This is a genomic window from Pseudomonas sp. MAFF 730105 (genome assembly GCF_055380705.1).
In genome coordinates this window covers 3,035,094-3,054,700 of the sequence record NZ_AP018438.1, presented here as the reverse complement: position 1 = coordinate 3,054,700, position 19,607 = coordinate 3,035,094, and the positions used below count along the sequence as shown (strand labels likewise).

General features: G+C 60.3%; 6 protein-coding genes. 3 read left to right on the top strand and 3 right to left on the bottom strand.

Annotation, left to right across the window (positions count from 1 at the left end; genetic code table 11):
• Positions 1-148 precede the first annotated feature (148 nt).
• A complete protein-coding gene (locus tag PCOSP_RS13495; RefSeq protein ID WP_464711664.1) occupies positions 149-12,544 on the bottom strand; it encodes a two-partner secretion domain-containing protein in 12,396 nt (4,131 codons plus the stop codon).
• A 521-nt stretch (positions 12,545-13,065) separates the two neighbouring features.
• Here PCOSP_RS13495 and PCOSP_RS13490 point away from each other — a divergent pair.
• On the top strand, positions 13,066-14,676 hold the full coding sequence (locus PCOSP_RS13490; RefSeq protein ID WP_139642487.1) for an inorganic phosphate transporter: 1,611 nt from the start codon (positions 13,066-13,068) through the stop codon (positions 14,674-14,676).
• Positions 14,677-14,806: 130 nt separating this feature from the next.
• Here the strand turns inward: PCOSP_RS13490 and PCOSP_RS13485 are convergent, their stop codons facing one another.
• Entirely contained in the window at positions 14,807-15,745 is a 939-nt protein-coding gene (locus PCOSP_RS13485; RefSeq protein ID WP_464711663.1) for a LysR family transcriptional regulator, read from the bottom strand.
• A 109-nt stretch (positions 15,746-15,854) separates the two neighbouring features.
• On the opposite strand from PCOSP_RS13485, the gene PCOSP_RS13480 reads away from it, so the two are divergent.
• Positions 15,855-17,372 (top strand): CoA-acylating methylmalonate-semialdehyde dehydrogenase, encoded by a 1,518-nt coding sequence (locus PCOSP_RS13480; RefSeq protein ID WP_464711661.1) that lies wholly within the window; start codon positions 15,855-15,857, stop codon positions 17,370-17,372.
• 82 nt (positions 17,373-17,454) lie between these two features.
• Here PCOSP_RS13480 and PCOSP_RS13475 read toward each other — a convergent pair whose 3' ends face one another.
• Positions 17,455-18,378 (bottom strand): LysR family transcriptional regulator, encoded by a 924-nt coding sequence (locus PCOSP_RS13475; RefSeq protein ID WP_139642476.1) that lies wholly within the window; start codon positions 18,376-18,378, stop codon positions 17,455-17,457.
• 112 nt (positions 18,379-18,490) lie between these two features.
• On the opposite strand from PCOSP_RS13475, the gene PCOSP_RS13470 reads away from it, so the two are divergent.
• Positions 18,491-19,486 (top strand): aldo/keto reductase, encoded by a 996-nt coding sequence (locus tag PCOSP_RS13470; protein ID WP_464711659.1) that lies wholly within the window; start codon positions 18,491-18,493, stop codon positions 19,484-19,486.
• Positions 19,487-19,607: the final 121 nt, after the last annotated feature.

Below are 19,607 nucleotides of genomic sequence, written 5' to 3'. Positions count from 1 at the left end.
CCGGCTTTTAGATTACCCGTTTCCAGAAACACAATTTGCCCACTCTGGCTGCGAGTCGTCGCAACGATATTCTCAGGGCTAAATTTAACACCCTTTGCAGTTAACTCTTCAAGATAATTGGGATTTACTCCATATTTAGGGGTTTGATTTAAATAGCCGAAATCACCATCCCCTCGGGAGGTCGGGGTATCCCACTTCGGCGAACCTGCCCCCCCTCTCCAGCAGGTTTAACACTTCCGCGCCCCGGCCGACCAGCAGCCAATCCAACCGCAAGCGTTACAGTGCCAGCAATAATAGCGCTAGCATACTCCGGGCTTATCCCCCATTTCGAAACCAGGACATCCGCCACTGCCTTGGCCGAATGCTCTGTGGTCGCCCCTGCCAAAAGGTTTTGGAACTCGTTGTTCTCTGCGATCAACAACTCATAGGTCTGGCGGGCTTCAGGTGATGCAGAGTCCATCTGATCACGAAGTGCTTGTTTCCTCGCTTGTACCTCCGCATCCACCGATGAAATGCTTGTGCAGTTAGCTACGTTCTGAGCGCAGCTGACCAGTGCCTCCAGCGTCTGCCGCTCGCTCAACTCGTGGTAGGTGGTATATGCATCGTCTATGCATGAGCGGTCACTTCCACAACCTTGTAGCTTGCTTCCCGCCCGCTCAAGGTCGGAATGGCTCAGATAGTTGTACTGGGTTGCATTGGCAGCGATGTTCGCGGCAATGCTGGGGTCGCTGCCTGAGACGACCGCCGTGAGTACACCCAGTAGCTGTGACATCGCCGACAGATTGGCTTTCGCCTGATCGGCTCCCGGGCGATTTGGATCGTACCCTTCGGGCAGTACCAGTTCTGCCAGATAACCCACGAGCGCTTCGTTGGCGCCTCCGGCCAGGGCCCCGGTCTTGAAGTCGCCGCCCATGGCCATCGATTTCAAGCCACCCACAAGTGCGTGGGCAGCAATCTTGGTCGGGCTGCCTTCAGCCAAAGTCAGGTTGCCAACTTTATTGGCGGCAACCGCACCACCAATATCAATAACCGCCCCCAGCAGGTTATTGACGAAGTTATCACCCAGGCTGCCACCTTGAATAGCAGTCTGGACCAACGTGTCCGCACCCGTCTTGAGGATGACTTGACCTGCACTATTCAGGTCGAATCCTAGCTTGGTCGGATCATAACCAAGGCTGCTGCTACCGATGCCGCCCAGCATGCCTGAAACCACATAGCCCTTGAGGCTATCACTGCTGAAGGTATCTTTTAGAACCGCGCCCAGGTCGCCGTTGTTACTGATGGCGCTGTTGGCAGCTTGGGTTTCCACGGCAATCAGCACAGCGTTGGCGAAACCAGCTGAGAAGGTGCCTGCCGTCGCCCCTACCAAGCCAGCCCCTGCCCCGCCTGTGACCACTGCCAGTGCGATTGCCAAAACCATCTGAGCAGCCACACCGAGCCCCGAGTTCGAGTACTTGAAGCTCTGGTGAATCTCTTCCACGCGGCGCCAATCGACGTCCCCACGCTGTTCGGCTTCCTTGAGCCATGCCAACTTCGGATCTGCCTTGACCATGGCGTCGATGGTCTGGCTGACGGTTTGCTGATTGACGTGTTTGATGTCGATATTCAGGCCGTCGACGGCTTTGATGACCAAGTTCCCTTGAGCCACCAATTCACTCTGGCGCAAGGTTTCGTCGGTGTGTCCTTTACCCTTCATCGAGTTCCAGGCCATGCTGGAATTACTCTTTGTATGGGTTTCCTGGACCAGATCCTTGACGCCCTCGAAAGTAATTGAACCGTCGCTTTCCAACGTCAGATCAGCGCCACTATTCAGCTTGGCAGCCTGATAACGCTGGTCATCCCCGCTACGCAGTGTCAGATCACCACCGGTGGTGATCTCACTGCCTACATTAGTGACCTTGGTGACCTCGTCATGCCGCGTTTGCTTTCTGCCAAAACTCCCTTTCTTCTTTTTGTCATACAGCGAGTAGTCGGAGTCCTGCGCCGCCAACACTTCAAGTTTGTCGCCGGCCACCAGGTAGGCTTCGTCTCCGGCGCTGATGCGACTTGAGATGAGTGCCAGGTCTTTTCCGGCCTTCATCGTGACGTCTTCACCCGCGCTGATCGTGCTGCCGATCTGCTTGACGTGGTCTTCCTGGGCCGTGACCTTCTTCGTCTTGTAGTAAGAGTGGGTTTCATCCGCGCCGGAGGAGACTGTCATGTTTTCGGTGGCGGTGAGTGCCACATTGCGATCGGCGCCGATCTTGCTGGCGATGGCATTGAAATCCCGACCGGCATTCACGATGACGTCGCGACCGGCATCCACGCTGGAACCAAACTGCGTCACCGAACTTTTGCGAATACCGTTGTTGCTGGCACTCTCCTGCTGGGCAGAGACAATGCTCACATCCCGACCTGCATCAATCCGGGTGTCACGACCGCTGACCATGACGCTGCCGATGTTCTTGAAGTCCTGGCCTGCGCCAATGTCCAAGTCGTTGGCAGCCTCGATACGGGCCGCGTTGTCCATGTAGTCCTGCCGCCGACTGTCGTTTTCAGTGGTGACGGTGCGCTCGTTGATGACATCGCCCAGGGTCGCCTTCAAGCTGACGTCACGTCCGCTGATGATGCCCCCGGCGCCGTTGATGATGTTGTTGCCCGCCAGCAGGTTGAGACGGTTGCCGGCCTCGATCAGCCCACTGTTGGCGAGATTCTGACCTGCCAGGGCAGACAGGTTGTCAGTCGCTCGAAGCGTACCGGCATTGATCAGGTCTCTGCCGGCAATCAACGTCACATCCTGGCCGGCGATCAACGCGCCGGTGGGGGCCAGGCGATTGTTGGCTTGGGCCAGATAAAGCACCGGCACCAGGACTTTCTCGCCATTCACCTCATGCTCTTCGAGCCAGACGATGTCATGGGTCAGGGCAGCGACTTGCTCTGAAGTCAGGCTCACACCCACCGACAGATTGAGGGCGTCCTTGCTGGCGATGGCATTGTTCATCAAGTACTTGAACAAGCCTTCGTCGCTGGTTTGGCCGTCGATGTAGCGCTGGCCGGTACGGGCGACAACCGCTTGCTGGATCAAGCGCTGTTCGTAAAGTCCGTCACCCAGGCGTTTCTGACTCTCATCGGGGTTGTAGCCCAGGTTGGAGAGCAAGTAATCCGAGCTCATGAACTGCTTCAACTCGGTCAACACTGGGTTGGTTTCGATGAGGTATTTCTGCGGGCTGGTTTTGAACGCGTTATCCGGCAGCCCTTTGACGCGACTCAGTTGCTGGCCCGTTACTGAAGTAGCGACGACGGGATTGCCCGCAACTGGAACACTACCGATCGGTCGGATCAGGCCGCTGTCGTCGGAGCGCACCGGCCACATATGGGTGGCCGTGTTGGCCCCCGTGCCACGGGCGGGCATTGGAATAGAGTGGCCGCTACCTTCGATAGGTGGACTGGCATCAAGCGCGCTGGGGCTGATGTGACCGATAACGGTTTGACGGTTGATCGGCGTCAGTTGCTGACTATCAGAGACGACTGGAGTGACACCGGCAATCTGGACGCTTCGAGACTGAGTGTCCGGCAAGCCCTGGGGCGCCCGGCCAGTGTCGACCGAAGCGCTGCCCATGCTCCAGTTTTGCGGACCGCTGTTGACCTGGGCGACTTGTTGAGCCGAACCATTCTGCCCACTCAAGCGAAACAGTCCGTTTTGCCCGGTGGGCAAGGAAAAGCCCGGAAGACTCAGCGGGTTCACTTGTTGCTGGGAGAGATCGGGTGGCAGCTGACGATTGAGTCTGACGACCGTGGTTGCGACGCCGGTTGCCTTGGTATCGGCAACTTTGTTCGTCCCACCGCTGATGCCGTAGTCCTGATGGATGACACTGTTCTGCAGATCCTGGGTGGCGGTAATCGAAACACTACCACCCGCCTGGACAACGGCGTTACGACTACCAGCCATGCTTGCAGCGCCGGAACTGTCTGTGGCGACTTCAATGTCGCTGAGCAACTTGTACGGGGACAAGTCCGGTGCTTCAGCCAGGTTATTCGGATCGTATCGGGATGGCGTCGAAGTTTCGAAGCCATATTTCAATCCGGGCAACACGATGTTGTAGCCAAAACGGGCACTGACAACCTGTCCCGTCTGGCTGTCCTTTAGAGACACCACTTCATAGGTTTCCCCCTCTCGCCCGCCTTCCCTGACATGGGCTGACGTGGGAATGGCTTTGTGGATACCACCATCCAGGTCGAGGTAATACACGTAGGGGAAATCAGGATTGTTTCTCTGGTTGTAAGGGGTCAGGACGTTGGTGAAGAACCGATCGGTGCCACCGTCGCTCATGCCTGCGACCTGATAAGTGCGCGTGCGCTCGATTTTGCCGTTCTGCGAGCCGATGTTCTGAAAGCTGTCAGCCGTGATATTGATGTTGCCAACGGCACTGACGGTGCTTTTGCTATTGAGAAAAGTGCCGCCCTGGAAAATCAGATTCTTGCCGGCTGTCAGCAACGCCGAAGCACTGGTGTCGTTGTCGATGCTCTCGAAAACCTCACGAAGCGCCAATGTGAAGGTGTAGTAGTCCCCTCGGCAGTCATTGCAAATGTTGGCGATAAAGCCTGACAGCAACTTGCGTCCACCCGAGGCGAAGTCTCCTTCGGTACGGTTCTGGAACGCATCAGCGTTGATCGTAAAGGTGCCACCGCTTTCCATTGCACCGGCAATATTGCGGACACCGGCAGCGCGCGCGGCGGCGCCGTAACCACCGATCACGACATCGCCAAGTCCGTACAGGTTGCCGTTCCGATTGGTCAGGTCAGCGGCTTTAAGGGTCATGTCCGCGCCACTGAAGATCAGGCCACGATCATTGAGCAGCGACGGTGTTTTCAACACGAGGTTCAGCGCAGACCCCAGGGTGCCGTAGTTGACAAGGCTGCCGGCCTCCACCGTCAAGTCGTCGTCGGAAGTCAGGCGTCCGGCGTTGGTCAGTTGCCCGCTTACCCTTACAGTGGAGTCATCCCCACCGGCGATACTGGAAGAAGCATTCAGGTTCAGTTGCGCCGCAGTCAGGTCGATCCCCCCGAGGCTCGACAGCCGCCCGTTGCCCCCATAACTGCCCCCCAACGCAAGGCTGATGGAACCATCGCTGGCGATCAGACCATCGTTGGTCCAGTTACCCCCGTTGCCCACCAGGCTGGTGGACGCCAGCAACTGCCCGGTGCTGGTCTGGGTCAGGTTGTTGACGTTGACGGTCAGCCGCCCTGCCTGGATCACACTGCTGTTGGTCCAGTTGTCTGCCGTGAGCGTCAGTCCCCCGCGGGTGACAAGGCTGCCGCCGGCGTTGGTGATGTTGGCCGTGGAAATATCGAAGGTACCGCTGCCGACATGCAACAGGCTACCGCCCAGGTTCTGGAAGCTTGCGGCGTTGAGGATCAGGTCGCTGTTGGCGGTTTCTACCTTGCCGTTGCGGTTGTCAAACAGGCCGCCGACCTGGAAATCGGTCTTGCCGCCGGTACCCAATGCACGCAACTGCCCCGTCTGGTTATCAACGCTCGCCGCTCTGATCGCCAGGGTGCTGTCGCTCTCGATGATGCCCAGGCGGTTGTTCAGCGCCCCGGTCAGATTCAGATCGATCTGGCTACCGGCGATCTGGCCGTGATTGTCGCCACTGTTGTCGAAATCGTTGGCGGTAACGCTGACCTTGCCCTTCGCGTAGAGCCCACCGTTGCGGTTGTCGAAGTTGCGGGCGCTGACAATGGCATCGCCGGTCTGTGCCGAGATTCGCCCGCCGTAGTTGTCGAGGCCACCCAGGGCAATGAGGTTCAGGCGCTGAGCCTGGGTGATGCCGCCCTGGCGGTTGTTGTTCAGGTCGTAACCGTTCTTCAGCACACCGCTCAGTTGGGTGGTGAGCAAACCTTGCAGGCTGGCGAGCACGCCGCCACGGTTGTCCAGGTCGCGGGCGACGACCATCAGGTCGCCGGCCTTGGCCTGGAGGCGTCCGCTCTGGTTGTCGATGTCGTTGGTGACGGTCAGGGTTATGGCGCCCTGGCTCTGCACCGTGCCCTTGCCGTTGGTGAAGCTGGCGGCGTCGATCTGCACGCCGCCGTTCTGGCTGTAGATCAAGCCATCGGCGTCGTTTTGCACCGTGCCCGTGGCGGTCAGGGTAAGTTGATCATTGGCCGCAACGGTGCCGCGATTGCGGTTGTCCAGGCCAGCGGTGAGCAAAGTCAGCAAGCCCTGGCTGGCAATTTGGCCGCCCTGGTTGTTGATTGTCGTCGCGCCTTGAACGCTCAACGGCCCGCCGCTGGCGAGCTTGGCGCCGCTGTTGTCGAGGACGCCATTGAGGTTCAGGTTGACCGCTGCATTACCGATCAAGCCACCCAGGTTGTTGTTCAGGTCGGAGGTTTTGAGGGTCAGTGTCTGCTGGGCATTGACCGAACCACCGGCATTATTCATGGCCGTGGTTTTGATGGTCAGGCCGGCACCGCTGTCGATGAGACCGCCCTGGCCGTTATCGAGGGCGCCGCTGAGATTGAGGTTCTGCGCCCCAGCACTGCTTAGGATGCCCTGCTGACTGTTGTCCACCGAAACAGCGAGTACGCCCAGACTGCCCTGGCTCACCAGTGCGCCGCCATTGCTGTTGAGCAGGTTGCCCAGCAGAGAGAGACTCAAGTTACCGTTGCGGCTGGACAGCGTACCGTTGTTGCGGTTGTCCAGGCTGGCGCCGTTGACCAGCAGGCCTTGCCACCCGGAGATCAAGCCGTTCTGGTTGACCAGCGCAGTACCATCGAGGCTCAGGTTCTGACTGCTGATCAGCTTGCCGCCGCTGTTATCGAGTGTCTGGCCGCGCAGGTCGAAGCTCTGGCTGCTGGAGATTTCACCGCCCTGGTTGTTCAGGTTGCGCAAGCCGTTGAGGGTCAGCGGGCCTTTGGTGGTGATCAGGCCATTGCGGTTGTTCAGATCGCTGCCACCGAGGTTCAGCGTGACGGCTTTCTCGCCCAGCAGTCGACCGCCCTCCTGAGTCAGCGCCGAGAGCGTGAGATTCACGTCACCCTTGGCTGACACCTCGCCCCCAGCGCTGGAGTCCAGCGAATCGGCAGTGAGGGTCAGGTCACCTTGAGCATTGATCAGGCCGTTGACGCTGTTGTTCAGCGCCATGGCATTGAGGACCAACGCACCGCCCGCCAACAGACTGCCGCCTTGGTTATTCAGGTCCCCGCTGTTGAGCGTAAGCAATTGCGCGGCGCTGATAAGGCCCTGGGCCTGGTTATCCAGCTGGTTATCGATTGTCAGATCGAGATTACCGCGGCTGGTGAACGTGCCACCGTTGTTATTCAGGCTTTGTGCCTGGGCATCCAGGGTTGCCGCACCGATCATGCCTCTGACGTTGTTCAGCGCCTGGGCGATGCGCAGGGTCAAGCCCTGACTGCTCAGCACCCGGCCGTTATCGTTTTCGAGGTTTTGCGCCGCAAGGGTAAAGGCTTGGCCGCTGGAGATCTCACCGCCCCGGTTGTCCACGCCGCTGAGTTTTTTCAACAGCAGCGTACCGGGCGCGTTGATCAAGCCGTTCTGGTTGTTGAGCTGGCCGTTGTTCATGTCCAGGCTCAGCGAGGTGTTGCTGAACAACTTGCCCCCCTGCTGATCAAGACCGGCAACCGAGGCGGTCAACGCGTCTTGACTGCCGATGCGCCCACCGTCTTGGTTAGTGACTTGGGCAGCCTTGAGATTGAGTGTGGAGCCGCTGTTGAGACGCCCATCCTGACTGTTGTTGAAGGCGCCGGTGGTGACACTCACTGCGCCTTTGCCGCTGATATTGCCCTGTTGGCGGTTATCCAGCGCCGTACTGGTGAGCAACAACGCGCTGTCAGTGACCAGTTCGCCGCCCAGGTTGTCGATACGTCCCTGGCTGTTCACAGTGAGGTCGCCGGCGCTGGACAAGCTGCCGCCGGTGTTGGTCAGGTTGGCCACGTTGACATTCAGCGCACCTTCGCTGCTGAGCTGGCCTTGATTGTTGACCAGGTCGCGGCTCAGGGTCATGCGCTGATTCTGCTGGCTGACCAGATAACCGCCGCTGTTGTCCAGGGAGCCGCCATCAAGCCTCAACTCGGTCTTGGCACTGAGCAAGCCCTTGCTACGGTTGAGCAATGTGTCCACGGTCAGCTTCAGCGCTTGTCCGGCGAGAATCTGGCCGCGATCGCTGTTGTCGAGGTTCTGGCTGAGCAACGTAACGTCGCCGTTACCCGACAACTCACCGCCACGGTTGTCGAGATGATCGACGTCGATTTCCAACGCTTTAGTTGCGCCCACCAGACCGGCCTGGCGATTGTCGAGGCTGGCCGCCTCTAGCTTCAAGGCGTCAGCGCTGACCAACGTGCCTTGGCGGTTGTCCATGGTATCGACCGTGGCCTGGAGCCCAGCTTTGCCCGCAATGCTCCCGGCACGGTTGTCCAGGCGATCTGCCGCCAGTAACAGTGCACCGTCGGCGACCACCGAGCCGCGCTGGTTGTCGACTGTGGAATCGACCGTCAGGTCGAGCTGACCAAGGCTGCTGATCAGGCCGTCGCTGTTGTCCAGGCTGGCGCTTTGGCTGTCCAGCGACGCCGCCGAAATCACTCCTCGGGCGTTGTTCAGCAGTTGCGCCGTCTTCAGCACCAGCCCTTGATTGCTCAGCAACTTGCCACCGCCGTTATCGAGATAACGCGCGGCCAGGGTGAACGCTTGCCGACTGGAAATTTCACCGTTCTGGTTGTTAACGTCCTTGAGATTGCTCAGCAGGAGCGCACCCGACGCATTGATCAGACCGCCCTGGTTGTTCAATTGGCCCTGGTTCATGTCCAGGCTCAGGTTGGTGTTGCTGAACAATTCCCCTTGCTGTTGATCCAGCCCGGTAACCGAGGCGGTCAGGGCTTGGCTGCTGGCGATACGACCGGCAGCGTTGTTCACCTTGGCAGCGGTGACCGTGAGCGTACCGCCCGAGGTCAGGCGTCCACCTTGGCTGTTGTCGAAAGCGCCGGTGGTGACCTGGGCCGCGGTCTTGCCCGAGACCAGGCCGTTCAGGCTGTTGTCCAGTTGAGTGCTTTTGAGGGTCAGAGCGGCATCGGTGCTGATGGAGCCGCCCTGGTTGATCAAACCACCGTTGCTGACAATCGACAATGCGGCTGCACTGCTCAGGCCACCGGCGGTGTTATCGAGCGTGCCCGTATTCACGGTCAACTCGCCTTCGCTGTTGATCAGCCCCTCGCCGTTCAACAGAGCGTTATCGAGGGTAATCACCAGACCGTTGAGGCTGTTGAGCGCACCGCCCGTATTGTCCAGCGTGTCGCCGCGCAGCATCATGCTGCCTTGGGTGTGAATCAGCCCGCTGTTCTGGTTGATCAGTTGAGCGACTTTCAGCTCAAGATCAGTGCCGGCAATGAGTTTGCCGCCATCGCTGTTATCGAGCCGCTGTCCGCCGACTTTCAAACCAAGCGCACCGGATATCTCCCCCGCGCGGTTATCGATCTGCCCAACGTGCAGGTCCAGCGCTTTTGTGGTGCCGACCAGGCCACCGTTGCGGTTATCAAGCGTGTTGCCGGTCAAGCTCAAATTACCCTGGGCTATCAGCTCGCCGCCCTGCTGTTGCAGGGCACCGATCACGGCGGTCAAATCACTTTGGCTGGAAATACGACCGAGGCCGTTCTGCACTTCGCCGACCTTCAGGGTCAGCGGACCGACGCTCGTCAGCAAGCCACCGCTGTTATCCAGGTGCGAGCCTTCGACGTTGAGGCTGGTCTTGCCCGTGATGACGCCGCTGTTTCGGTTATCCAGCTGATCGACCGTCAACTGCAACGCCTTGTCGGCGCGGATGCGTGCACCACGGTTGTCGAGCACAGCGGCTTGTAGATCCACCGTGCCCTTGGCGGCCACTTCACCCAGGTTCTGATTGTCCAACAGACCTCTTATGCGTGCGGTCAGGGTACCGTCGCTGATCAACTGCCCGCCGTTGCTGTTATTCAGGCTGGCCGCGGTGATATCCACGGCTTCAGCCGAACCGAGCACGCCCTTGCGGTTGTCCAGAGCGCCGCCCAGGGTGATGCTCAAAGCCTTGTCGCCGAGGATCTGGCCGTTGCCGTTATCCAATGCCATCGCGTTGAGGCGGGTCAGGCCTGCACTGGACATCTGGCCACTGAGGTTAATCAGCGTCCCGTCGACACTCATGCTCAGGTCTGCGTCGCTGCTCAGGTTGCCAGCGCTGTTGTCCAGGCTGGCCGCGTGCAGCTCAAGGCCCTTGGCCGAGACCAGGCCTTTGGCGTTGTTCAATGCCTGAGCAACAACCAGGTTGAGGCTTCGCTGGCTGATGATCGAGCCTGCGCTGTTATCCAGGCTTGTGGCGATCAGACTGAACGCCGCATCGCTGGATATCTCACCGTCGCGGTTATTGACTGCACCCAGGTTCTTCAACAACAAGCTGCCGGGGGCGTTGATCAGCCCACCCTGGTTATTCAACTGCCCATGGCTGAGATCGAGAGAAACGCTGGTATTGCTGAAGAGCTGGCCGCTGCGTTGATCCAGGCCGGTCACGGTGGCATTCAGGGCCTTCGCGCTGGCGATGCGACCATTGGCGTTATTAACCTGCCCCGCGTTCAAAACCAGCGTATCACTGCTGATCACACTGCCGCCCAGGTTGCTCAGGTTCGCAGTGCTGTCGACGTTCAAGGCACCGACACTGGAGATCTGACCAACGTCGTTATTCATCCCCGCCGCTTTGACGCTACCCGTGGCGTCACTTTTCAAGCTGCCCTGAGCGTTGAGCAATTGCCCGCTCAGCCTCACATCCAAGCCTTGCTGGGCATAAAGAGATCCCTGGCGATTGTCCAGGTTCCCCGCATTGACGCTCAGCAGCCCGGCCGATGACAGCAATCCAGCCTGGTTGAGCAACTGCGCCGAAATGCTGGCGGTGAGCGCGCCGTCCGTGAGCAAACGTCCAGCAGTGTTATCCAGCGAAGCGGCCGTCAGTTGAACATCCTTGCTTGCGCTGAGGCGCCCATTCTGGTTGTTCACCTGGCCGCTGGCATTGATGTCCAGCACCTGACCGACCGCCACCAAGCCCGCCACGTTATCCAGCGAAGTGACGCGCACCGTGACGTTGCCCAGGCTGCTGAGTTGGCCACTGTTATTATTCAACTGCTCGATATTCGCCGTGAGGTTGCCATTGCTGCTGACGGTGCCCTGGGTGTTGAGCAGTGTGTCGGCGCTGACGCTCAGCATGTTGCTGCTCAGTACCCGGCCGTTGTTCTGGTTATCCAGGGTCCCGGCTTTTACAGTCGATGCCTGTCCGGCACTCAAGGTCCCGCCCTGGTTGTTCAGGGTTTGCGCCACGTTGGCCGTCAGGTTGCGGCTGGCGATCACGCTCTTGCCGCTGTTGTTGAGATTCTGCGCGGTGAGGCTGACATCGCCCCCTGCATTGCGAGTGTTGTCCGCATTGACCCCAGCTTCGATGACGCCGTTGTTGGTCAACTGCCCGCCGCTGCTCAAGCTGATCCGGTCACGGGCGGCGATGTTCTGCTGCACATCCAGTGCGCCGCTGGTTTGCATGTTGACGCTGGCACCGTAGACCGCCCCTTGCACGTTGGCGCTGGCGGCCTTGGCGGTGACCGCGCCGGTGGCTGAGGTGTCGGCCAGGCTCAGATGGCCGTTGGCGTCGAGCTGGATATCGCCACCGCTGGCGATCAATTTACCGTCCAGCTTCACGCCGACACCGGCCTCGGTACCCACCAGCTTGATCGCCCCCGCATACATGCCGCCCAGGGCCGAGGAGTCGATGGCCAGTTGCGGTTTGGTGCTGCCGTCGTCGGCACGGGCGGTGGCATTGAGACTGGCGGCATCGACGTCGTTGCGACCGGCGACGATGGTCAGGTTCTTGGCCTGGATCTCGGCGTTGATCTTGGCGCTGCGGGTGATGATTTCGAAGCGGTCGACGTTGGTCGCGTTGAGGCCCGCGCCTTCGATGGTGACGCTGCCCTGGTCGACCTGGTAGCGCGTCAACTGACCGTTTTCCACCACCGGTTTGCCGGTGGTCAAAGTTGCCTGGGGGGTGTTGATGAAGCCGCAGCCGTTACAGGTGATGCCGTAGGGGTTGGCGACGATGACGTGGGCCGACTGCCCCGCCACTTCGGTGTAGCCGCGCAATTGGCTCGGGCTGCCGCCGTTGACTTCGTTGAGGATGGTGGTGGCGGCCGCGCCGTTGAGGTTCGGGTTGCCGAGGATGATCCCGCCCAGTTGCGTGGACTGGGTGCGGGACGTGGCGTTGTTGAGGATCACGCCGTTGCTGCCGACGTTGTAATCCGTGAACTGGTTGTGGGACAGACCGCTGCCGTTGGGCTTGGCGATGTTGACGATCGGCACACCGTTGCCTGCCTGACCGAGGCTGGTGCCCGGTGCACTGACGACGATACCGTCGGCCTGGGCCCACATTGGTTGCCAGAACATGACGTTGGCCAGCAGGAACGCCAGGCCGCGCTTGGGCATGCCGCAGAACCGTTCGCGGTTTTGCAGGGCAGCAGAAGGTTGGCGGGCCAGCAAGGCGTATTGGCGGTCGTCCATGATCAGGTCTCGTTGCAGCAATTTTAAAAGGAGTACGCACGGCGCTTCGCGCTCGGTCGGGGCGTCCGAGCCTTCCAGATTGAGGGGGCGAAGGGGTGGCCATCAAAATAGTGGCGCAATGGTAAAGAGCCATCATTTTGGCGTCAACTTTGTTTAGTCAGAAGAGAGGGACTTCGTCGAAAAGCCTGCTTTCGCAAGCCAGCCAGTCTCCTTGTGGGAGCGAGCCTGCTCGCGATGACGGCTGCACAGTCAACCTCCCTGCAAGCTGAACCACCGCCATCGCGAGCGGGCTCGCTCCCACAAGGGATTGGGGGCACTCGGGCTTTTTACATACCCTCGCTTGAATCAGTTGACTCACTGACGCCAGTCACCATCTCGTAACAAATCGTGAATAGCATTTCCGTTGGTACTCACAACCCAACCCTTCCGCCATGCCGGCAGCAGTTCATCCACCACGAGCAGCATGACTGCAGTGGCAAAGAGCGCCGGAACTGCGTTCCCTCCATGAACCGGATGTCATCATGACCACCCCGACCTTTGTCTCAGATTCGATAAGCCCCATCTCAAGACCGCAGCTCAACCGCAAGCCGAGCATGCTGACCCTGATCGTATTTTTCGCAGTGCTGGCCACCGGGCTGCTGTTCACCGCCTACAGCCTGGTGCGTGACATGGGCGAATTCGGCACCGTGGTCACCACCTGGACGCCGTTCCTGCTGTTGGGCGTGGCGCTGCTGATTGCCCTTGGTTTCGAGTTCGTCAACGGCTTTCACGACACCGCCAACGCCGTGGCGACGGTGATTTACACCAACTCCATGGCGCCGAATTTCGCGGTAGCCTGGTCGGGGTTCTTCAATTTTCTCGGGGTGCTGCTGTCCAGTGGAGCGGTGGCCTTCGGCATCATCGCCTTGCTGCCGGTGGAGCTGATTCTGCAAGTCGGCTCATCGGCCGGTTTCGCGATGATCTTCGCCCTGCTGATCGCCGCGATCCTGTGGAACCTCGGCACCTGGTGGCTGGGCCTGCCAGCGTCGTCCTCGCACACTTTGATCGGCTCGATCATCGGCGTCGGCGTGGCCAATGCCCTGATGCACGGCCGTGACGGCACCAGCGGGGTGGACTGGACCCAGGCGGCCAAAGTCGGTTACGCGCTGCTGCTCTCGCCCCTGGTGGGTTTCGGCTGTGCCGCGCTGCTGTTGTTGGCGCTGCGAGCCTTCGTCAAGAACCGCGCTCTGTACAAGGCACCGGAAGGCAACACCCCGCCACCGTGGTGGATTCGCGGCATGCTGATCGCCACCTGCACCGGTGTGTCGTTTGCCCATGGCTCCAACGACGGCCAAAAAGGCATGGGGCTGATTATGTTGATCCTGGTGGGAACGTTGCCGATGGCCTATGCGTTGAACCGCACCATGCCTGCCGATCAAGCCTTGCAGTTCGCCGCCGTGGCCGAAGTCACCCAGCAGGCTCTGGTAAAAAGCACACCGCAACCGGCACCGGCAGATCCCCGGGCGGTCCTCTCCGATTTCGTTCGCAGCAAGGAAGCCACGCCGCAACTGGTGCCTGCCCTCGCCGCCCTCACCGGCGCCATCGGGGCCGAGGTCAAGGGCTACGGCTCATTGGCCAAAGTGCCCGCCGAAGCCGTGGGGAACGTGCGTAACGACATGTACCTGACCAGCGAAACCATCCGCCTGATGGACAAGAACAAAATCGGTAACTTCGACGCCGATACCAGCGGCAAGCTGCAATTGTTCAAGCAGCAGATCGACAACTCCACACGGTTCATTCCGCTGTGGGTGAAAATCGCCGTGGCCATCGCCCTTGGCCTCGGCACCATGGTGGGCTGGAAGCGAATCGTGGTGACGGTGGGCGAAAAGATCGGCAAGAGCCACCTCACCTATGCCCAGGGCGCCTCGGCGGAAACCGTCGCGATGCTGACCATCGGCGCCGCCGACATGTTCGGCTTGCCGGTGTCCACCACCCATGTGTTGTCTTCAGGGGTGGCCGGGACCATGGTCGCCAATGGCTCGGGCTTGCAGATGCGCACGATCCGCAACCTGCTTATGGCTTGGGTATTGACGTTGCCGGCGGCGATTCTGTTGTCGGGCAGTCTTTATTGGTTGCTGACCAAATTGTTCTGACGTACCCGACCTGACCTGTGGGAGCCGAGCTTGCTCGCGATAGCGGGGTGTCAGTCAACGACCTTGGCGGCTGATCCACCGCTATCGCGAGCAAGCTCGGCTCCCACAAGTGTTTTGCCTCGACACATAATCAATCCGCCACAAATCCCTCTGCAAACGTCTCTCGCAGCCAGGCCGTAAACACACTCACCGCCCGTGGCACATGGGCGGAGTAAGGGCGAATGGCATACAAGTGGGAAGCGAACGCCCCGGTCGACTCCCAGTCGGGCATCACCTCGACGAGCTTGCCGTCACGCAGCGCGGCTTGCGCGCTGAAATCCGGCAGCAAGGCGATGCCTAATCCGCAGAGTGCCGCCTCGCGCAACGCTTCGCTGTTGTTGGCGGAAAACACGCCGGTGACCGGCACCGTGGTACGAGGATGATCAGGCGCCGCATTCCTTGGCACGAAGTGCCAGGCCGGCTGATCCTGGCGGGGATAGTAGAGACAATCCTGACCCACCAGCATGTGGGGTTCCGTTGGAATTCCCCGACGCGCCAAGTACTCGCGACTCGCCACCAGAAGCGTGCGAGTACGGCAAAGCGGCCAGGCGACGTGGGTATCCGGTGGGGCCTGTGTATGGCGAATGGCGAGGTCGAACCCTTCCATCGCCAGGGCGCTGATGTTGTCCGACATGGACAGCTCCACGCGGATTTCCGGATAGGCCTGAAAGAACGTCGCCAACCTGGGGACCAATTGCTGCCGGGCCAATGCGACAGGGGCCGTGATCCGAAGCAATCCCCGCGGCGTCTGTGCAAGGTCCTGGACACTGGCAAAACTATGGGCGATTGCACCGAAGGCCGCGCGTGTTTCCTCGACCAGGCCACGGCCGGCATCCGTAAGCCGCACGCTGCGCGTGGTTCGCTGTACCAGGGCGATCCCGGCTTGCCGTTCCAGCTCGGCGATATGCTGACTCATCGCCGCCTTACTGACACCCAGGCGACGTGCCGCCGCGGTAAAACTGCCCTGCTCCGACAACACGGTGAGCCAATGGAGTTGATTCCAGGGGATGTCGAGGGGTGACTTTTTCATAAGGTGATTGTTTGTCAATGTGAACAATGAGTTCAATCTTAGACGGCTAGGCGCGCTAACGCACCCTTCCTACACTCCCGAGGGTTCCCACCCTCATCGGAGAAACTGCATGACGGATCCTATTGCCTCAATCGATCACTACATCCACGGTCGCCACGTTCCGAATACCTCCGGGCGTTCTCAAGACGTATTCAACCCAGCCACCGGCAGGGTCACCGGCCGTGCGGGCCTGGCCGGTGTCGATCAGGTCAATGCCGCCGTGCAGTCGGCCGCCGAGGCATTTCCCAAGTGGGCCGACACACCGCCGATACGCCGCGCCCGCGTCATGTTCAAGTTTCTTGAGTTGCTGAACAGCCACCGCGACGAGCTCGCCCGGTTGATCACGGCGGAGCACGGCAAAGTGTTCACCGATGCCCAGGGCGAAGTCTCCCGGGGTATCGACATCGTGGAATTCGCCTGTGGCATGCCGCAGCTGTTGAAAGGTGATTTCACCGAACAAGTGTCGACCGGAATGGACAACTGGACCGTTCGCCAACCGCTGGGCGTCGTGGCCGGTATCACGCCGTTCAACTTCCCGGTGATGGTGCCCATGTGGATGTTCCCGGTGGCTATCGCGGCGGGCAACACCTTCGTGCTCAAGCCCAGCCCGACCGATCCGTCACCGTCGCTGTTCATTGCCGACCTGTTCAAGGAAGCCGGTTTGCCGGACGGCGTGTTCAACGTCGTGCAGGGCGACAAGGCAGCGGTCGATGCGCTGCTCGATCACCCTGAAGTCAAAGCCGTGAGCTTTGTCGGCTCGACACCGATCGCCAACTACATCTACGAAACCGGCGCCCGCCAGGGCAAGCGCGTGCAGGCACTGGGCGGCGCGAAAAACCACATGGTGGTGATGCCTGACGCCGATATCGACCAGGTCGTCGACGCGCTGATCGGCGCGGCCTTCGGCTCTGCGGGCGAGCGTTGCATGGCGATCTCGGTGGCGGTGTTCGTCGGGGATGTCGCCGACAAAGTCATGCCGAAACTGGTGGAACGCACCCGGGCGCTGAAGATCCTCAATGGCATGGACCTGACCGCCGAAATGGGCCCGATCGTGTCGAAAGCAGCTCACCAACGCATCACCGGCTACATCGAACAGGGCATCGCCGAAGGTGCGCAAATGTTGGTGGACGGTCGTGACTTCCGAGGAAACGAGGCCGGAGAAGGTTGCGGGGATGGGTTCTGGCTGGGGGGCACGCTCTTCGATCACGTCACACCGCACATGAGCATCTACAAGGATGAGATCTTCGGCCCCGTATTGGGCTGCCTGCGGGTCAACGACTTGAAGGAAGCCGTCGACCTGATCAACGCCCACGAATTCGGCAACGGCGTTGCCTGCTTCACCCGCGACGGCAACGTAGCCCGGGAGTTCAGCCGGCGCATCCAGGTCGGAATGGTGGGTATCAACGTCCCGATCCCGGTGCCCATGGCATGGCACGGCTTCGGCGGCTGGAAACGCAGCCTGTTCGGCGACATGCATGCCTATGGCGAAGAAGGCGTGCGTTTCTACACCAAGCAGAAGTCGATCATGCAGCGCTGGCCCGAAAGCATCGGCAAGGGTGCCGAGTTCGTGATGCCGACGGCGAAATAACCCGTCCGCCATGATCGTGAGCCCTGGCGCAACTACTCCGGTAGCGGGCGCCAGGAGCCCCCCGCCTTGGCCATCACGACCACTAGATCCTCACCATCCATTCCCCATGCACATCCGCTTCCCCGTGCAACACCTCAATCACCCAGTCGATGAACACCCGCACCCGTGGCGACAGCTGTCGATGGGGTGGGTACACGACCGAAATCGGCCACAACGGCACCGCATAGTCGCTCAGAACCTGCACCAGGCGCCCTTCGGCCAACTGCTGCTGAACGTGGTAGCGCGGCACCTGGATCAAGCCGAATCCCGCCTCGCAGGCGCTGACGTAGGCATCGGCATTGTTGACAGTCAGTTCGCCCGGCATCTGCAACTCACGCACCTGCCCCGCCACCTCGAATTCGAAGGGGAAGTAACGCCCATTGCCGGACGCGAAGCTGATGGCGCGATGCGTCGCCAGGTCCTCCAGTTGCCGAGGCGTGCCCGACCGGGCCAGATAGTCGGGGCTGGCGCAGGTCAGTTGGTGCAATCGCACGATGGGCCGTGCCACCAACGCCTGGTCGGTGATATTGCCGGCGCGGATCGCACAATCCACGCCTTCGCGCTGCAGATGCACTTGCCGGTCGTGAAAGCCGATGTCCAGTTGCAGCGCCGGATAGCGTCGATAGAAGTCCGGCAGGCGCGGCAGGATCCAGCTGCAACCGAAGGCGATGGGCATGTCCACCCGCAAGGTGCCGCGAGGCTGGCTCCGTTGTGCCGACAGTGAACCTTCGAGGTCATCGAGATCGTCGAGCAGTTGGCCGCAGCGCTGGTAGTAGGCTTCACCGTCAAGCGTGGCGCGCACCTGTCGCGTGGTGCGCTGGAGCAATTGCACGCCCAGGTGCGCTTCGAGCTGTTGAATCAGCAGGCTGACGGTGGCTCGGGGCAATTCAAGGTCATCGGCGGCCTTGCCAAAACCGCCCAGCTCGACAATGCGCCGGAACACTTGCATGGCCTGTAAACGGTCCAATGGCTCACCTCACTATTTAGAAATCACGAATAGTTAAACCAATATTCGTGGATTTATCCATGCAATCGTTTACCGCAAGCTGAGCGTGTCATTCATCTGCAGGAGCAACATCATGAAAACCCGCCAATTGGGTCATCAAGGTCCCCACGTTTCCGCCATCGGCCTGGGCTGCATGGGCATGTCGGATTTCTATACCACCGGCGGCGACGAACGAGAGTCGATTGCCACGCTGCATCGCGCGCTGGAGCTGGGGGTGACGATGTTCGACACCGCCGATATGTACGGCCCCCACACCAATGAAGAGCTCCTCGGCCGGGCCTTGAAAGGCAAGCGCGACAGCCTCTATCTGGCGACGAAGTTCGGACTGGTGCGCAGCAGCGATCCTCATGCCCGAGGCGTCAATGGTCGTCCCGAATACGTCAGGCAATCCGTCGATGGCAGCCTCAAGCGTCTGGGTACCGATTACATCGATCTCTACTACCAACACCGCATCGACCCTCAGGTGCCCATTGAAGAAACCATCGGGACCATGGCCGAGCTGGTCAAGGCCGGCAAGGTCCGCCAGATCGGCATCTCCGAGGCCAGCGCCGAGACCATTCGACGAGCGCACGCGGTGCATCCACTGGCAGCGGTGCAAAGCGAATACTCGTTGTGGTCCCGCGAGCCCGAACACAATGACGTGCTCGATACCTGCCGTCGCCTGGGCATCGCGTTTGTCGCCTACAGCCCGTTGGGCCGGGGCTTTCTGACCGGCGAGCTGAAGACACCGGAAGACTTCGCTGCCGATGACTATCGCCGCTTCAACCCGCGCTTCCAGGCAGACAACTTCCGTCGCAACCTGATGCTGGTGGAACGGGTCAAGGCGTTGGCCGCGGACAAACACATCAGTGCCTCACAACTGGCCCTGGCGTGGGTGTTGGCCCAGGGCGACCATGTCATCCCGATTCCGGGGACCAAACAGCGCAAATACCTGGAGAGTAATGTGGCGGCCGCCGAGGTGGTCTTGAGTGCCGATGAACTCGCCCAGCTGGATGAGATTTTCGGCACCAACGAGGCGGTGGCGGGCGAGCGGTACGATGCCCGGACGATGACTTTGCTGGATGGTTGAATGGAGAAGCACGGCTGACATCAACGTCGGCTGATCCACCGCCATCGCGAGCAGGCTCGCTCCCACACGGGATTTGGAGTGAACGCAGTATTTGCATACACCATCAAACCCTGTGGGAGCC

Bases quoted from the DNA above. Each gene is read 5' to 3' on its own strand.
- PCOSP_RS13480 (WP_464711661.1), top strand. From the start codon at position 15,855: ATGACGGATCCTATTGCCTCAATCGATCACTACATCCACGGTCGCCAC.
- PCOSP_RS13485 (WP_464711663.1), bottom strand. From the start codon at position 15,745: ATGAAAAAGTCACCCCTCGACATCCCCTGGAATCAACTCCATTGGCTC.
- PCOSP_RS13495 (WP_464711664.1), bottom strand. From the start codon at position 12,544: ATGGACGACCGCCAATACGCCTTGCTGGCCCGCCAACCTTCTGCTGCC.
- PCOSP_RS13490 (WP_139642487.1), top strand. From the start codon at position 13,066: ATGACCACCCCGACCTTTGTCTCAGATTCGATAAGCCCCATCTCAAGA.
- PCOSP_RS13470 (WP_464711659.1), top strand. From the start codon at position 18,491: ATGAAAACCCGCCAATTGGGTCATCAAGGTCCCCACGTTTCCGCCATC.